Source organism: Gorillibacterium sp. CAU 1737 (genome assembly GCF_039888655.1).
Taxonomy (GTDB): Bacteria; Bacillota; Bacilli; order Paenibacillales; family NBRC-103111; genus Gorillibacterium.
Window position 1 is genome coordinate 198,350 of record NZ_JBDQQO010000001.1, and the last position, 15,466, is coordinate 213,815.

27 protein-coding genes are annotated in these 15,466 nt (G+C 43.5%); all 27 read left to right on the plus strand.

The genetic code is table 11. The features are described 5' to 3' along the window. The first annotated feature begins 6 nt into the window (after positions 1-6). Positions 7-513, plus strand: a complete 507-nt coding sequence (locus AAFN83_RS00815) for a DUF2247 family protein (protein WP_347766419.1) — start codon at positions 7-9, stop codon at positions 511-513. A gap of 449 nt (positions 514-962) precedes the next feature. Then, on the plus strand, positions 963-1,229 hold the full coding sequence (locus AAFN83_RS00820; RefSeq protein ID WP_347766420.1) for a hypothetical protein: 267 nt from the start codon (positions 963-965) through the stop codon (positions 1,227-1,229). Between the two features lie 12 nt (positions 1,230-1,241). After that, positions 1,242-1,532, plus strand: coding sequence for an immunity 53 family protein (locus tag AAFN83_RS00825; protein ID WP_347766422.1), 291 nt, complete (start codon positions 1,242-1,244; stop codon positions 1,530-1,532). A gap of 1,017 nt (positions 1,533-2,549) precedes the next feature. Continuing rightward, positions 2,550-3,236, plus strand: coding sequence for an Imm3 family immunity protein (locus tag AAFN83_RS00830; protein ID WP_347766424.1), 687 nt, complete (start codon positions 2,550-2,552; stop codon positions 3,234-3,236). A gap of 160 nt (positions 3,237-3,396) precedes the next feature. Next, positions 3,397-3,915 carry a SecY-interacting protein Syd gene (locus AAFN83_RS00835; protein ID WP_347767346.1) on the plus strand — a complete coding sequence of 173 codons (519 nt, stop codon included), beginning with the start codon at positions 3,397-3,399 and terminating at the stop codon, positions 3,913-3,915. Between the two features lie 128 nt (positions 3,916-4,043). Next, entirely contained in the window at positions 4,044-4,403 is a 360-nt protein-coding gene (locus tag AAFN83_RS00840; protein WP_347766425.1) for a hypothetical protein, read from the plus strand. A 5-nt stretch (positions 4,404-4,408) separates the two neighbouring features. Further along, positions 4,409-5,110 (plus strand): SMI1/KNR4 family protein, encoded by a 702-nt coding sequence (locus tag AAFN83_RS00845; RefSeq protein ID WP_347767348.1) that lies wholly within the window; start codon positions 4,409-4,411, stop codon positions 5,108-5,110. 183 nt (positions 5,111-5,293) lie between these two features. Beyond that, positions 5,294-5,965, plus strand: a complete 672-nt coding sequence (locus tag AAFN83_RS00850) for a hypothetical protein (RefSeq protein WP_347766427.1) — start codon at positions 5,294-5,296, stop codon at positions 5,963-5,965. A gap of 166 nt (positions 5,966-6,131) precedes the next feature. Continuing rightward, entirely contained in the window at positions 6,132-6,725 is a 594-nt protein-coding gene (locus tag AAFN83_RS00855) for a hypothetical protein (protein ID WP_347766429.1), read from the plus strand. 33 nt (positions 6,726-6,758) lie between these two features. Further along, positions 6,759-6,932: an SMI1/KNR4 family protein gene (locus AAFN83_RS00860; RefSeq protein WP_347766431.1), complete on the plus strand. Its 174-nt coding sequence runs from the start codon at positions 6,759-6,761 to the stop codon at positions 6,930-6,932. Then, the gene (locus AAFN83_RS00865; RefSeq protein ID WP_347766432.1) at positions 6,932-7,315 is read left to right on the plus strand and encodes a hypothetical protein; all 384 of its coding nucleotides are present in this window, start codon (positions 6,932-6,934) and stop codon (positions 7,313-7,315) included. Before AAFN83_RS00860 ends, AAFN83_RS00865 begins: the two co-directional genes overlap by 1 nt. A 405-nt stretch (positions 7,316-7,720) precedes the next feature. Further along, complete coding sequence (locus tag AAFN83_RS00870) at positions 7,721-8,143, plus strand: hypothetical protein (RefSeq protein WP_347766433.1); 423 nt, start codon at positions 7,721-7,723, stop codon at positions 8,141-8,143. A 48-nt stretch (positions 8,144-8,191) separates the two neighbouring features. Beyond that, a complete protein-coding gene (locus AAFN83_RS00875; protein ID WP_347766435.1) occupies positions 8,192-8,959 on the plus strand; it encodes an MBL fold metallo-hydrolase in 768 nt (255 codons plus the stop codon). A 67-nt stretch (positions 8,960-9,026) separates the two neighbouring features. Next, positions 9,027-9,515, plus strand: coding sequence for a hypothetical protein (locus AAFN83_RS00880; protein WP_347766436.1), 489 nt, complete (start codon positions 9,027-9,029; stop codon positions 9,513-9,515). Position 9,516: 1 nt separating this feature from the next. Further along, positions 9,517-9,720, plus strand: coding sequence for a hypothetical protein (locus tag AAFN83_RS00885; protein ID WP_347766438.1), 204 nt, complete (start codon positions 9,517-9,519; stop codon positions 9,718-9,720). Between the two features lie 15 nt (positions 9,721-9,735). After that, positions 9,736-10,014, plus strand: coding sequence for a hypothetical protein (locus AAFN83_RS00890; RefSeq protein WP_347766439.1), 279 nt, complete (start codon positions 9,736-9,738; stop codon positions 10,012-10,014). 24 nt (positions 10,015-10,038) lie between these two features. Next, positions 10,039-10,278, plus strand: a complete 240-nt coding sequence (locus tag AAFN83_RS00895; protein WP_347766441.1) for an Imm74 family immunity protein — start codon at positions 10,039-10,041, stop codon at positions 10,276-10,278. Positions 10,279-10,407: 129 nt separating this feature from the next. Next, positions 10,408-10,833: a hypothetical protein gene (locus AAFN83_RS00900; RefSeq protein WP_347766442.1), complete on the plus strand. Its 426-nt coding sequence runs from the start codon at positions 10,408-10,410 to the stop codon at positions 10,831-10,833. Between the two features lie 35 nt (positions 10,834-10,868). Then, on the plus strand, positions 10,869-11,240 hold the full coding sequence (locus tag AAFN83_RS00905) for an Imm3 family immunity protein (RefSeq protein ID WP_347766444.1): 372 nt from the start codon (positions 10,869-10,871) through the stop codon (positions 11,238-11,240). A gap of 32 nt (positions 11,241-11,272) precedes the next feature. Continuing rightward, positions 11,273-11,755, plus strand: a complete 483-nt coding sequence (locus AAFN83_RS00910) for an SMI1/KNR4 family protein (RefSeq protein ID WP_347766446.1) — start codon at positions 11,273-11,275, stop codon at positions 11,753-11,755. A 62-nt stretch (positions 11,756-11,817) separates the two neighbouring features. Next, positions 11,818-12,264 (plus strand): SMI1/KNR4 family protein, encoded by a 447-nt coding sequence (locus tag AAFN83_RS00915; protein WP_347767350.1) that lies wholly within the window; start codon positions 11,818-11,820, stop codon positions 12,262-12,264. A gap of 7 nt (positions 12,265-12,271) precedes the next feature. After that, positions 12,272-12,676, plus strand: coding sequence for a 1,4-dihydroxy-6-naphthoate synthase (locus tag AAFN83_RS00920; protein ID WP_347766448.1), 405 nt, complete (start codon positions 12,272-12,274; stop codon positions 12,674-12,676). A gap of 140 nt (positions 12,677-12,816) precedes the next feature. Next, a complete protein-coding gene (locus tag AAFN83_RS00925) occupies positions 12,817-13,233 on the plus strand; it encodes a tetratricopeptide repeat protein (protein WP_347766450.1) in 417 nt (138 codons plus the stop codon). Positions 13,234-13,246: 13 nt separating this feature from the next. Next, a complete protein-coding gene (locus AAFN83_RS00930; protein WP_347766451.1) occupies positions 13,247-13,669 on the plus strand; it encodes a hypothetical protein in 423 nt (140 codons plus the stop codon). A gap of 97 nt (positions 13,670-13,766) precedes the next feature. Next, positions 13,767-14,030 carry a spore coat protein CotJB gene (locus tag AAFN83_RS00935; RefSeq protein ID WP_347766453.1) on the plus strand — a complete coding sequence of 88 codons (264 nt, stop codon included), beginning with the start codon at positions 13,767-13,769 and terminating at the stop codon, positions 14,028-14,030. 313 nt (positions 14,031-14,343) lie between these two features. Then, positions 14,344-15,036, plus strand: a complete 693-nt coding sequence (locus tag AAFN83_RS00940; protein WP_347766454.1) for an HAD family hydrolase — start codon at positions 14,344-14,346, stop codon at positions 15,034-15,036. Positions 15,037-15,181: 145 nt separating this feature from the next. Beyond that, complete coding sequence (locus AAFN83_RS00945; protein WP_347766455.1) at positions 15,182-15,397, plus strand: hypothetical protein; 216 nt, start codon at positions 15,182-15,184, stop codon at positions 15,395-15,397. Positions 15,398-15,466 lie beyond the last annotated feature (69 nt).

The window sequence follows — 15,466 nt, forward strand, 5'->3', positions numbered from 1 at the left end:
GTAAGAATGTATAGTTTTCAAATTTTTGATGAGGCATGTGTGAAATATAATTGGGCAACAGTATTAGTCGGGTTAAAGTTAAATTGTTATCCAGTTGAAGAAGTTGACGATTATGCTGTTAGGTACATGACTGAACACCCTGATACGGATAATAATTTCATACAGGAACTTGTGTGGGAGAATAGAAACTATGAGGAGGTAATTACCCTAATAGAGAATCTATTAATTGACTTGAAGTGCAATATTAATTTTCTTCTCGAAGAACGCAAATGGAGATACTGTATCTTGCATGCTATACGGAAAGATACCGAGGATGGCAATGTCCTTCTTGAGAAAGTGGCACAGGTATACAGTGATTTTAATTATCCTGAGGTTATGGAAGATTTGATATATTACAACGAACCGAAAGATGGATTTAATCCGTTACTACACACAACAGATGAGAACATTAACCGACTAATTAAGAAGATTGATGACTTTCTAGCGTTGGAAAAAATAAGAATATCAAGTTAAATATTCTTAACGCTTATATTACTGGGGGGCTACCCAGTGGCGAATGAACTCATCATTCAATTAATAACACAGTTAACCCATGTAATACATGTATGAAGATTTCTCCATATCGGTTGTACGCGCATCAAATGCTTTAGTTTTATAACCTGAACAACGCTATTCTGTTACATAAAACAGGTTGATTTCGGTCAGATGTGATATGCTCCCCATATAGTAGACAGGTGAAAAACAAAGACCTGTGAAGGCTTGTAAACATCATCTACGCATGATGAAGAACAAAACCGAAAACAGGGTGGTGAGTCCTCTAACGCAACTGAAAGCCGGATGATGTAATGGTGGTAATTTGTAGAACAGTTGCCACCATTCCTTTAGTAGATTTTAAGATTACTACTTAGGGGACAGGTAATGCAGGTACACCTAAAGCTGATGGGGGCAAGAGCAAAAACAATATGAAATATGACCCTGATGCAACAGGTGAACATTCATCTTTTAAACGTGACCCTCAAATAGGAGAGATAACAAATTGGCAGAGATGGAATAAATCTGATCCGCGAAATCCAAATCCATTCACTCCTGGGGAGAGATATGATGGTAAGGGAGCAGGACACTTTAATAAACAAACTGGCGAAATGGTAGATACCCCTCACGTTAATGACCCTAAAATACCAGGAGGAGTAAGAAAACCGTACCCTTGGGAAATTCCAGGGAAGCCTTGAGGAGTGTAAAGAATGGAGATTTTAAGGTGGTTGCAAGAGTGGTACGCTTCACACTGTGATGGAGATGGGGAGCATGGCGATGGTATTAGAATTACCTCCATTGACAATCCCGGGTGGCATGTTGCAATAAGTTTGGATGGGACGGAGATGGAGAATAAACAGATGGATGTAGTTCAATTAGATCGAACCGATGAGGACTGGATTTATTGTAAAATACAAGATGGATGTTTTACTGGTGCGGGAGGTCCAGGAAATCTTGAGGAGATACTAAAAACTTTTTATCAGTGGGCAACAATTAATTAAGTTCAATATTAACCTTGATCGGCTTCTATGCCTTTCAGGGTTTCTTTTTTGGAGGGGGTGGGTGACGAATGAATTTATCTACTAGGCGTTACAAAAATCAAAATTATCGTAACGGTGGGGGAGGAAACAGCGTGAATGTCATCGGATATGTTCGAGTATCGACACAAGGACATGCCAAAGAAGGCTACAGTGGATCTTTATGAAATGAATTGGGATGTCTTTATCTGACTTACATATGGAAGCATTCGCAGGCTCAATTTAATCCATATCAAAAAGTATTAATATAAATGCTGGATAACCTGAAATTTGTTGAATAAGTTCATATGTCCCAAAAAGGTGGAAATTCTATTAATAAATTCTTAGATGAGAGCATATCTAGAAGATGAAATAGAGAATTGGGAAGCTAACGATAGTAACTGTAACATTGATTTTACCAGTATCGTTTATTTCAGATAGAACCGCATTTGAAGCAGATTACAACCATATCCACCTAAATGAAATGTTCGATGAAGTCCTCCAACCTATTCATGTATAAAAAATCGCAACGGAAATACTAGAGGTTTGGACTGCTCTACTCTACAGGCAGTTCAATTCACAAAGGAATTTTATCTTAATACTATCTTATGATAGTGAAGACGTTGTTTTACGGTTCTATTCAGTTAGAGAGGATGAATCACCATGGCTCGATATTTCTTCATTGGAATCTTACTTGGACGGACTGATGATAGTAGAAATATAACCTAATTGACCTTTAGGGTTATTGGACAGGGTGAACCCTTTTGAATAGAGAAGGTGCATTCCTCTTGGTTGTGAAGGATGGATCTGTATAAAGCCGTTCAACATGAGGACTAACAAATCCAGATGAAAATCAAACCTGCCCCTAATATGATCTCCAGCCCGCACAGCCGGAGTTTTTTTGTATGGACAAAACTCTTACTCTACGACTCCATAAGGTAGTGGTAAAATAGGAAGAAATGAGCATTTCGTTATCCCGCGAAGAAGAGGAGTCATGAAACCATGAGTGATCTTTATGCCGAGTTGTTTGAATCCTTTCACGAAACCTACCTGGGGTATAAAGAAAAACGAATGAGCAGCTCAGAGTCCTTGGAAAGGACCATGGATGATTTTGAGCTAAGAATGAACAGGGGAGGTCTGGAGGAGACCGTTCTCTTGATTTCTTATGGCGAGCATGCCCTGAAACAACCCTATATCTTTCATAAGTCAAAAGAGTATTTGGTGGAACAGATCAGGAAGATGGCTTTTAACCAGGTGGAGATGCATATAACTCCGGATCAACATCGAGATCTACTGAAGAGAAAAAATGATGTTCTTGCCGAAATCGAAAAGAAGCCGGTGCATTTTTTTCCAAGAACGGTTTGGTACTATGAAGAGTTGAAGGATGAAGTGAATCGTTACCTAGAAGTAATTTTTCGTTCAGAGATGACCGCAGATGAGCTTACGGAGAACGTATTGCATCGTTTTGGGCGTGAATGTAGGCGTTCGGTAGGGGAAAAGATGGCGGTTTATATAACCTTAGCGAGGCGTTTCGTAGAGAAAGAAGCAACAAACACGGAACCGTTCCTTCAGATTGAAAGAGAGATAAACCTATTCAACATAGAAGATGTAGGTGACCAGTTCAACAATGAGGAGAAACAGAAGCTAATCCTCGATAGGGAACGGATCCGTTCGCTTCCAAAGATGTAGGTAATCCTACTAGAAAAGAAGGGATCATTTTTTGGAACACGAGCATAATACCAGGAGGAGGGCTTGCCCCCCCCCCCGCCATTATGGAATGGTTCGCTTCTCAATATGAATTTATTAATCTAGAAGGCAAAGGGTGATCGGTATGACGATGAAAGAGGCCATGACTCAGTATTTTTCATTAAGGAAAACGGTCGCAGACGAGGGGGTGGATTTTCTATTTAAAACACCATTCGATGACGAAGCGGATTCTCTTATTTATGTTGGAGAGGTTGATGAGGAGGATTATATCTCTTGGAGACCCGTCGAAAAGAAAGTGATTTCTGATTTTCATTCGCTAGAAAGAAAAGTAGGGAGTCCCATTCACCCGTCCATCGTGGAGTATTTCCATGCCTATTGGTTTGCTGAATTAGATGGGTTTATGAAAGACCACTACATAAAACTGGAACCGGTACTGCCAAAAACAGATATAGAAGCATACGGCAACTTCCTTATGGGATACCAGAATAACCACAATAACAGACTAGCGAATATTCCTATAGGCATGGAGGGCAATGGGCTTCTTGTTGTCGTGGATAATCAAGATGGTTCTGTAAACCTGGAGGACTTTGAACGGAATTCGTTTGAGAAAATCTCGGAGAGCATGGAGCAGCTCATTCTTGCCTTGCGCTTGAAAAAGTAATGAACAAGCGGTAACGGCTGATAGTACAGTGGTTATCGATGGTGAACGCTTCTATTTATACGATTAATGTTTTGCCTTGATTGGTTTGTGCCTTTCAAGGTTTCTTTTTTAGCGGGAGGATTGAGATCGTGATGGATATTGAAGAATTGATTTGTGCGATTAGGACAAGGCCGGGGATGTTTGTCAAGGACAAGCGGTTGGATTACATCAAGTACTTTATTACCGGATTTCACTGTCAGGGATCTCTATCAAAAACAGCAACAGCAATGGATTATCATTTTAGTGAAGGATTTCATGTTTGGGTTAGGGTGTGGATAAAAAGCAATTTGGGCATAGAGATAGACGAAGAAGGCGGATGGTATGAGTATATTGTGGCATCAACGAAAAATAACGAAGAAGCAGCTGACTTGTTTTTTCAGCTGGCGGATGAGTTTTTCAAAGAATACCATCAGCTTGATGGGGATGCCATGAAGTCGGAAAGGACTTGATCAAAGTGACAACTGAAAAGAATAACAGCTATGAAGAACAACATCATAGGATGGCTGATATGAACAGCATTGTCCAAAAAATAAAACAGACCCTGTTGAGCGATGGAATGGACACTACAGAGGTGGATGAAGCATTTGCTGAAGCGAAACTCAATGATCTAACGATCTTAACGGATTTATATGGAACATTTCGTGAGGGGTTTGTGAATGACAATGATGCAAATCTAGAGAATTTGAAAAAATATAGTGTCCCTGAAGGTGTTGTGGATTTTTATCGTAATTTTGAGCCGAATTCGTTGCCGCCCCTTAGCGGAGGGGTCGTATTATTAGGACTTGAGGCTATAAAAGGGGAGAACTCCACTGCTTCACCCAGTATGTATTTACTAAAGCACGGGTTGCTGACTTTTGCGACTACTATTGGTGGTCATGTGATCGGTATGGATTTAAAGGATATGCAAAATAATGAACCGCGAGTAGTCATTGCGGATTATTCATTTTGCTCCTATAACGAGGATTTACAAGTTGTTGAGTGTGTTCATGTACCAGATGAAGTAGCAAATTATTATTCGGATGATGAACCAATTGTATTATCTTACGATGTGATAAAAGAGTGCTTGCCACAAGTAGCAGCCTCCTTCAGTACGTTTCTGATTAAATTAGCGGATGAAGAGTTCGAAAATATAGAGAGGGAGTACTTGGTAGGGTAGGCGGCTTACTTAAAATGAGTTATGGCATCCACAATGATCTGGTTGTGGAAGTAATTGAATTCTCCAAAACGTTCATATTTCAGTTTGATGGAGCGGCAATTACCCGGAAGAGGGAAAGCTTATTGCGTTACACGTAACAGGTTGATGGATACCATCATCATGGAACCCGGATTGGAGAAGAAGATGAAACCTGAGATCGTAAATAATCAATTAACGAAAGACAATCTATGGAGCGGCTGTATGCTTGCATCTATAGCGCATGCCATTATGGTTGCTCAATATCCCGAATTAGATTACGAGCATTCATGGGATGGAGAAACCTACAATACTATGGATGGTTCTGGAGGAAGAGGGACGATTACCTTCAAGGGTAAATACGTGGTGGGGGCGTTTCGAAATAACAACCTTACTCGTACCGAGATTCCTTCGGCTATCGATTTTTTTAAGGATGCGCCAAAGGAAGTTCTTGAGCTAGCTAAGAATGAAACCTTACAATACCTTCTTGTAGAAGATGAAGACGCCACGGCCACGCCTTCGATAACCACTGCATTTTGGGGTGATCGTGATGCCATTACTTCCGTTGATAATATCGTAAAACTAGTGCAATGTGGTGGATATTTAGTAGAGAGGCAGTTAATGAAGAGTGACTCTGCGATTGAAGCTTGGCGAGATTATTATGAGATGACTTCAGAGCAAGTTGACTTGTTAAAGTCCATCTATGATAGAAAAATGAAGAATCCTGATGAAAGCATCGTGTTAACAAAAAGAGAGATTGAAATCATTGGAGCAGAAAACTCCGATGGGTTGAGTGAGTGTATGACCTCGTTCGAGGAAATTGGGGTGTACTGGAACTAACTATTTTATGATCAACGTTTCCCCGAGGGATATGTTTGTTGTCCCCATTGTGATAAAGATTTTTGGGTAGTGATTGGGGTTGAGCATGACATGATTGTTCATGTCAACGTAGATCATACGAAGACAGGTTATATAAAATAGGTTTCGAGGATGTGAGGTGCGTAGTATGATACATAACGTTTTCGAATCATCATTTCCTTCTGCCAGGAGAGAACTGCTGGATCGTTTCGTTGGGAAAAAAGTGATGAATATGATTCGATATAGCTGGTGGAACGGAGAAGCCTCAGCAGCAAATTGTGAGATTGAGAAAGAGGATGTATTTTCCCTTACAGTAGGCCCTCTCTGTATTGAATTTGAATCAGACCTATCCATTGGGTTTAGTAGTCATGTTGAGATTAGCAGCATAACGTTTTGGGCTGAAACCATCGATGGGGAAGAAAATCCTGATCTGATGAAGAATGACAACGAACTCTTTCCCGTTGAAGCAGCGGACGATGAATATTCGAAGGTCTATTTTAAGAACCTTGTGGGTCACAGCATAACGAAATATGAAATCATTAAACTGGAGACAACGAATCCTTTGCAATGGGATCACCCTAGAGAAGTTGGACTCATCTTCTATTTTTCCAACGGCAGCCAACTGGTATTAGCTCATCAATTAACAACTGTTGTACCGGATGATTTTACGGTCCTTCGTTGGGATCAGGTTAGCAAAGAGGTATATCCGCAATTGTACAAAATGAGTGAGTTTTGGAATTGAGGTATAGATTCTGATGGACAGGAGAGGCATGAAATGATAAATCCACAGTCTTTGTTAACCTTTATTCTTTATCCTTCTGTTGACGAAAAGGAGATCATACCCGTTGAGATGGACATGGGGGTGAGGTTCCCTAGAGTAGTTAAGGAGCTTCTAAAGGTAACGAATGGCCTTGAAACGGAAGAAACGGCGGAGGTAAGTTCTACTTAATGCCAGCACATGATGATTCAACTGAACTCTTACAAGTAGATGCAGGAGTAATGAATCCACAATTTGCTTCAGTCGTTAATAAGGACTTTACCAACTGGATAAATAATGGAGCACTAAACATCGACTTGGAAGACGTAGAAGTTGAGACGGATAACGAGCAGCTTTGTGATCTGATTCTAGTGCATCCTCTGAGGGAGGGGACTTTGGATCTAAAGAAAATACAAGAGGTTTTTGCGATAAAAAAGGGCCTGTTTGATTTACTGAAAGGTTCGAAACAGCTACCTTTTGTACTAATGAAGGACATTCCAATTGAAGTAGCTAGAAAAAACATAAAAGAGCTAGGGGAACTTGGTGAGATCCTGACGTTGTCCGATGTTGGGTGACGGTTCTCTTACAGGAAGTAAACGAGACGATCACCATGTGCAGATGCTTTTGAAGCGGTTGAACCTATACTGCGATTAATGGAAGAGAATCCTTTTGCTGATTTTGGATCCCCAGGTCCTCTTGTGCATTTCGTAGAAACGTTTTATCGAAGAGGGTATGAAAGGAAGCTGATGGAATCACTCGAAAGAACCCCTACCCCTCATACATTATGGATGCTGAAACGAATCATGAATGGTTCGGATGATGAAAGGAAGGCAATCTATACTAAGATTTTCGAAGAGATCGCAGGTTCGGAGAACGTAGATCGAGAGGTTCGCCTGCATGCTGATTTATACAAATCCGAAATTTAGATGATTGGGGATTGTACGAACTAGTTACGATGATGAGATGAGGAGGATTTGATATTGTCCAAGCTACCTGCATTAAGTAAGGAGCAGTTTGAAAGTAAATTACGTGATTGTAATGAGAATTTTGAAAAGGGTGACTATAATCGCTGTATTTTCTTATTAGAAGAAGCCTGGGACTTCATCCCTGATCCCAAAGGCATTTATAGCGAGGAAAGTTATCATTTAGTGAAAGATATTATTCATATAAGTCTAAAAAGTAACGATTTCAGTAAAGCAAACGAATGGGCAGGAAAACTATTCCTTACCGGATATGATCGTATCGATTCTGGGGATAAGGAATTTCTTTCAGGGAGGGTTGCTTTTGAATTAGGAGATTTCGAGACAGCAAAAGAGTTTTTCAGGATTGGGAATGACAAATCCGAAGGTAGGTGCTTCGGGAGCGCAAAGAATGCGAAATACCTCAAATTTTTCAAAAGTTGAGAATGAACAATCGACCATGAATAAGATTCTCTTGCAGGAGGTTAACTCATGAAGATCACCATGGCAGGAACAGGTTCTGCATTGGGGTACGCCTATTTTACGAATAGCTGTGTGGTAGAGGTGGACGGGTATAACCTGTTGATCGACTGCGGAGAGACAACACCACACGGGCTTCATGCCTTAGGATATGACCTCGCCAAACTGGATGGGATTCTCATTACGCACATTCATGGCGATCACGTGAATGGGTTAGAGAAACTGGCATGGACGTTTCGGTATGCGTTGGGAAAAAAGGTCGACCTTATAGCGGAGTCCGGTATCTTGGCTCGTCTTTGGGAGCACACGTTGAAAGGCGGCCTGGAGGAGGCCGAGGAGGGGATTCTGGAGTTATCGGATCTATTCCACGTCATGCCGATTGACAATCCTGAATTGAGACCGATTGACCTCACTCCAAAACTTCGCGTAGAGCTCATTTCGGTCCAACATATTACAAACAAGAAGAGCTATTCATTGTTGATCAATGAGCGGCTTTACTTCAGCGGGGATTCGCGGTTTGATCCAGACCTTCTGAACGATCTCGTTGAAAGGCGAGGGGTCGAAGTGATCCTGCATGACTGTCAATTGCATGATTTGGCCCCTGTTCACGCCTCCTTGAATCAGCTGCTTACCTTGCCTGAAGTCATGCAGGAGCGCATTTGGTTAATGCATTACGGAGACAACATGCCCGAATTTTTGGGGAAGTCCGGGAACATGCAATTTCTCATTCAGGGTCGTTCTTACTTTTTGTCCGACAATGGAAATTTCGCTTGCATTTAGTATGGATATCAAGAGGGTGGGGAAATGTCGGATTCTTATTTTGATGGTCATAGGAGGTGAAACGCTTTTGGGGGATCATCTTCATTTCGCTGCAAGCCGTCTATCTGCAATTCAATTTGTGAATTCCGGTGCAACCCTGCAAGAATCTCATCATGCGTTAATTAGGGAGTATTTCAGAAGGATTAATGATTGTTTGAATCATTTAGGGTTTGATGTAGATCTATATCCAATCGTTTGGTTATCCAAAGCTCTTGGGATCGCTCCTGATGATAAGCTGTTCCACCATTGTCCCCAGATCCAAGAGATCGATAATCCCTATCTAAAAGCTGTATGTTATGGGTACCTCGACATATGCAAACTAGCAGACGAGGGAGTAAGCGAAGCCATTCACTATCTCGATCTGTACGAACCCATGATTCAATTTATCGAAAGAGGAGGCATCTTCACGATAAGGCAAGGCGAGATGGTAGTTGGCAGATCCTGTTACCCTCTTAAGTATTGGAGGGATTTGGATATTCCGGCTTATGATACGACTAGCTCTCAGAGGAGAATCTAATATGGATCATAACAACAAAACTATGGTATCAGATGCCGAACTAACTATGTTGTATGAAGCAGTTGATGATTTTTATGAAAGAGGAGATACAGACAAGACCTGTCCTCGCTGTGGCAAGAACCTGTTGTTTCAAGGAACGTTAACTTCGTATCGAATCTCTTGTGAGGATAAAGAATGCATCAGCGTGACAGCCAGGGGAATCTAAGCATGGAGGGAAAGCATGGAAGAGGCGGATCTGACTGGATTGACTAGCGCTGAACTCATGATCATCATAGCAAACGTGGAGGATCTGGAAGAAGTCGCGGATGCTTTGACGGAGCTCTCCAGAAGAGATCCCCAGATGGCGGCATCTTGTTGTTTTCAACCCTATGGAGAGTCGCTTTCCTCCGAATTTCTCACGGCGGTGGAGACAAGATACTTGGCTCTTCGTGATGCGGATCGGATGCATATCCAAGAAAACTATGAGTGGTTTAAAAAGTCTTTTGAAGGCAGGCTTTAGCCGTGTTGCGAAAAGGGTGATCACATGAAGATTACAGGCACCTCCAGTTACATAAGAGTAGAGCTTCACAACAGATCAGTGAAAATTCAAGGGGAACAGTTGGTTGGCGGGTTTCTGGCCTATTCGGATTCCATAGCAAATTGGGAACCGCCATATGATGATGTTGGAATTGATGAACAGACGAAAAAGGAGTTGATCCAAGCCGTAATTGAGAAAACGAAAAATTCTCATTTTCAAATTAAGTTCGACGATCGCACCTTCTAACCGGTGAATGAAAGCCCAGATGGTCAAGCTTCCTTGAGCTGATCAAAGACTATTTTGAACTAGAGTAGCAGCAATTCGAACCTGGCGGGAGATCCGTTTGAATCTGCTGCGGGAAGGTGCAGAACCCAGATGAACAAAGCCTTTCTCTATACAAAACCACATGTCCTCGGAGTAATCGATGATTCCGATGATGATACGGATACGTGGTTTTTGGATACATCGAGGCAGGAAATTGAGCAGTTTTTTGCACGCGCTCCGTTTGAGGAACTTGTAGTGGAGCTTGTGCACATTATGAGGGATGGGGAACCCAATTATCAGGTTCTCACGAGCTTGCTTGGCGAAACACGTTCAAGCGGTGATATCCAAAAAGTTGAAATGGAGCTTATCGAAGAGGGGACGATCCTAAGCCGGCTCATTCTCTTTCTCGATGCTGCTAGTTTTCACGAGTTCAACCGTAGAGTGACTTGCTATGGAGAAGGCATTTCGTCCGAACAAGTGAACGATCAAGTTGTCATTTCGGTTAGGAACAAGACGATTGAAATCCGCCCCGTTTAGCCAGATGTACCCCTGATGAAAGGGTGGCTAAGGGAATGGAGGGACTCTATTTGCACTGGGATTACGAGGAATTGTTTGAGGCAATTCGTGAAACGTACCAAGAATTTTGGTCAGAGTATCGAAATGGAACCCAAGCATTAGCCCGAACACTTAGCGAGTTTGAAGCGGTCATGAATCTCGGTGCCTTTGAAAGGTCGATCATCTTGATCGCGTATGGAGAATTGTTAGTGACTCACTCCAAGGTATTTCATAAATCCAAAGAGTATTTGGTAAACGAATTAGAGAACTTGAATTTCGAACAAGTGAAGGATAAGGCGACACTGGAGCAGCTCCATGACCTTGATGCGCGCAAAAAAGTGATTATCGAAAAGATTGAGCAGAAGACGGTTACAACCACGATGGAGTAGAGTCTCTGATTTCAGGGAAGGAGGACATAAACGTGGAGACAAAAGCAGAATCAATCATCCATCCATTGCCATCCGATCCGTTATTGGCAAAAGAAGAAGAGTTCTGGAGGGTAACGTTGCCTTCAGACTATAAGGACTTTATCAAAGTGAGCAATGGAGGGATTCCAGAAAGACGTTCTTTTCCTTGCCACGGACATACTCATCTCCTTACTCGATTTCTATGTATTCTTGAAGATCCCACCCATCATGAACTTGGGTTATTTGATATCGATGCAATAAAAACTCAACTTGATGAGAGATTAATTGATGATGAGGACTTGATAGGCGTCGCATTGTTACCCGTTGCTGCTCTATTTTCCGGTGATTTCCTTTGTTTGGATTTCCGGGAACGTCGAGATTCTCCAAGTGTCTGTGTTTGGGATCATGCGAACTCTGGCGAGTTTGATCCTGTCTGTTACCCGGTTGCCGATCGTTTTCGAGACTTCTTGGCAATGCTGGAACCCGTGACCCCTTAGATTCCCTCTCCGTGCAAGCAAGAGCTGGTCATTTTGAGCTAAGGAGCCGAAGGAAGATGCAGATGAAGGAAAATCAGGAGCGGTTAACCGAGTTAAGACTGCAAGAGTTTGAGAAGAGGTACGGAATCGACCTTCCCCCCTCCTATCGAGCCTTTTTGTTGAAATTCAATGGAGGGTACCCAACACCGTCTTTCTTTTTCATTTCGGATGAACAAGGCGTGGGGATGGTAAATATCTTTTATGGCATCGGGGAGATGTATGACAACCTGGATAAGAAGATGGATCTTTTTGACGATCTGCTCGAAATCGGCTTGTTCCCCATCGCGGATGATTCAGGCGGAAACCAAATATGTTTAGGCCTTACCGAAGGGACCTCTGGCCAAATTTTCTTTTGGATTCATGATGAAGACCCGGAGGATATGCAGAATGTTCATTTCCTTGCTTATGATTTCGAGGGGTTTTTAGGGAAGCTATCGGATGCCCCCCCTTTTGACAACGCGTTGAGGTGAAATGATGATGATGGTTCCAGATGATGTTGATTTCTTCTGCAAGCTATTTATTGATACGGATCATGATCGAGAGAAAGTGATCTCCTTTGTTTCAGAAAGCATAGCTGGGAGAATGGAGGGGTGGTGTGTTTCAAACCCGTACTGCAGTCTTTATTTGGTGAAAAATGACGATTTTCATGTTGCCAAGCGATTGCAGAGACCCGATGGTTTTTTGTTTTCGAGGTATTACCTTGAGATTGAGCCGAATGAAGGGATAGAGCCCAGTTTGTATTATTCCTGTGTCTCTGAACTGCTTACCCATTTGTGGAGCAGCGGCTATCCTGCTATAGCGGCATGTGATTTCGAAGAGATGCTGCCGAGGCAAGGTGGATACAACAGGCTATCCGGAGAAGAACTTATGAAACGAGACTGAGGAGGTGGTGTCAATGAGTCTCCTTTATGTTACGCCATTCGTTCATCATCCGAAGGTCCAACTCGATGAACAATTGAAGACCGTCCATTTGCAAAATATAACCATTCACATACCATCACAGCGGTGGAGGGAATAACGGAATGGAACTTGACGATCAAGCCTACAAGCGGATTGTTCAGCTCTGTAAAGAGGGAGATACCTTCGTTGAAATGGGGCAATTAGCTGCGGCCATTGAGAGTTATACCGCGGCGCTGGATTTGGTCCCGCTCCCGAAGAACGACTGGGAGACAAGTACTTGGATTTACAGCGCATTAGGAGACGCTTACTTTTATATGAAAGACTATGAAAATGCAAAAAACCAATTCTACCATGCTCTAAATTGTCCCGATGGCGTTTCCAATCCATTCCTCTTATTAAGACTGGGCGAGAGCTTGTACGAATGCGGTGACCTTGAGAAAGCGAAGGAATATCTTTTGCGGGCGTACTTATTAGAAGGGTATAAAATCTTTTTCAATGAAGAGGATCAATACTTCAAATTGATCTTGGATCTCATTTAAGGGGGAACCTCTTGTGGCTATTCTACCGCCATTATTGAACGAATCGTTTGAACATCTTCTGGAGGAAAGCAACGAGGAATTTGCGAACGGGAATCATGAACGCTCCATCTTGCTATTAGAGGAGGCATGGAACGTCATTCCCGAACCCAAAGGGATTTACTGCGAAGAAAGCTATCATTTGGTGAAGGACATAGTGGATACTTGCTTCATCATTCAAGATTTTAAGAAGGCGAAAGAGTGGGCGGACAAAATTTTCCTTACCGGCTTTGATCGGATTGATTCAGGCGATAAGGAAATGATCTCCGGAAGGGTTGCGTTTGAGTTAGGTGATTTCGAGACTGCAAAAGAGTATTTTCGCATTGCCGAACGAAAATCAGATGGCAGATGCTTTGGAAATTCAAAGGATGTCAAATACTTAACATTCTTCAAAAGCTGACGATTCGTTCTTCAGACGCTCGACGACAAAGTCTCAAGTCTGGGTCTTCCCGTGGTGGAATCCGCATACACTTTTTCTAGCAAGGAGGAACCCCACTATGCCTAAGACCATGGACGGCCCCTATTACGCTCTTCTGCAGCAGTTACAGGCACTTGATTTCGCACTGGTGGAGCTGACGCTCTACTTGGATACCCATCCGCTTGATCTGGCCGCTGTGCGGCAGTTTAATCAACTGAGTCAGGAGCGGTTAGCGGTGGCTCAACTCTTTGAGAGGCATGTTGGACCTTTGCTTTCGTTCGGGCACAGTCCAAGCCGCGAGCGTTGGGACTGGGCGGAAGCCCCCTGGCCTTGGCAGGTCTGAGCACATCCCGTTTGGCAGGTGTAAGCGAGAGCGGCGAGGAAGATGCGGAAGGACGGCCGCACAGGAAAGGGTTCGGAGGAGATAAAGGTCTGGCCAATAGGATTACCCTTAGAGAGGAAGAAGAGCGATTCAGGCGGTTTCTCCATGCCGCGGGAGCGCTTCTTTTTGTTGTCGAGAAGGTTGACTTTTCAAAAGGATTTTGCCACCATGAACAAGAACGTGCTGCTGAAGCTCGACCGATCTATCCAAATGGGTAGATATTCATGGCAAGGGACAACAGCGGCTTGCATAAGGATAGAAGGGTGGGGGAATCATGACCGACAACCAATTGCAGCGTACCCGGCTTCCGAAGCCGGATGCCATGATCTTCGATATGGACGGAACTCTGTTCCGAACGGAATCGAATCTGATCCCCGCATACCACCGGGTATGCGATGACTTGCGTGCGGAGGGCCTGCTGGCCGGAGAAAATCCGCCCGACGAGCTCATTTTAAGCGGCTTGGGGATGCTGCTCGAAGACATCTGGCGGCGGGTCTTCCCGGGAGGAAGCGACGAGCTTCGTGAGCGGGCGAACGACCGGCTCCTCCATCATCAGATGGAGAGTCTCCAGCAAGGAGAAGGCGAGCTATACCCGGGTGTGAAGGAGACGCTCATGAAGCTGAAAGAGCAAGGCGTGCGGCTTTTTGTGGCGAGCAACGGGCTGGAGGACTATGTCAAGGGAGTAGCTCAGCATCGGGAGATCGCCTATCTTTTCGAAGCCCTGTACAGCGCCGGAGAATACAAGACGGCCACGAAGGTGGAACTGGTGAAGCTCCTCTTGCATACTCATGGAGTACAGAGCGCATGGATGGTGGGAGACCGTTCTTCCGATGTGGAAGCCGGCAAGAAGAATGACCTTGCTGTCATCGGCTGCCAATACGCCGATTTCGGTGACGATTCTGAATTGGCCGGATCGGATGTGTTCATCACCGATTTTTCGGAGCTCCTGCAGGTGATCGAGGCTTAATCCTGCAGAAGCGGAGAAACGTTTGGAAGCGGTTCAGGTGCCGCTTCTCCAGCCTGATAAGTTATTTTTTTCACAATACCGCTCGGAAACTAGAAGGAATTGGCATAACTCTCGTCGAAATGTCAAGGCAGAGGGGTGAATTCGAATGAAACAAACCGGCTATGCGATCAAGACGGATGCGGACTTCGACAATGCGGTATGGTTGGGGCAGCATCTCGAGCTGTGGCAGCGTGGGGAACTTGTGCATGAGGGCGGGGTACCGAGCACGAATACTCCACTTTGGGTAAAGATAAATGGAAGCGCTTTTTTTAAGAGCGCTTACGAATTTCGGGTGAAAGAGGAAGGAGCCGCTTCGTTTTGACTAATCATGTGAAAAACGGCACATGACCCTTGTGTAAATAGGGGCGGTGCCGTTTTTTGTGTTCGTGTT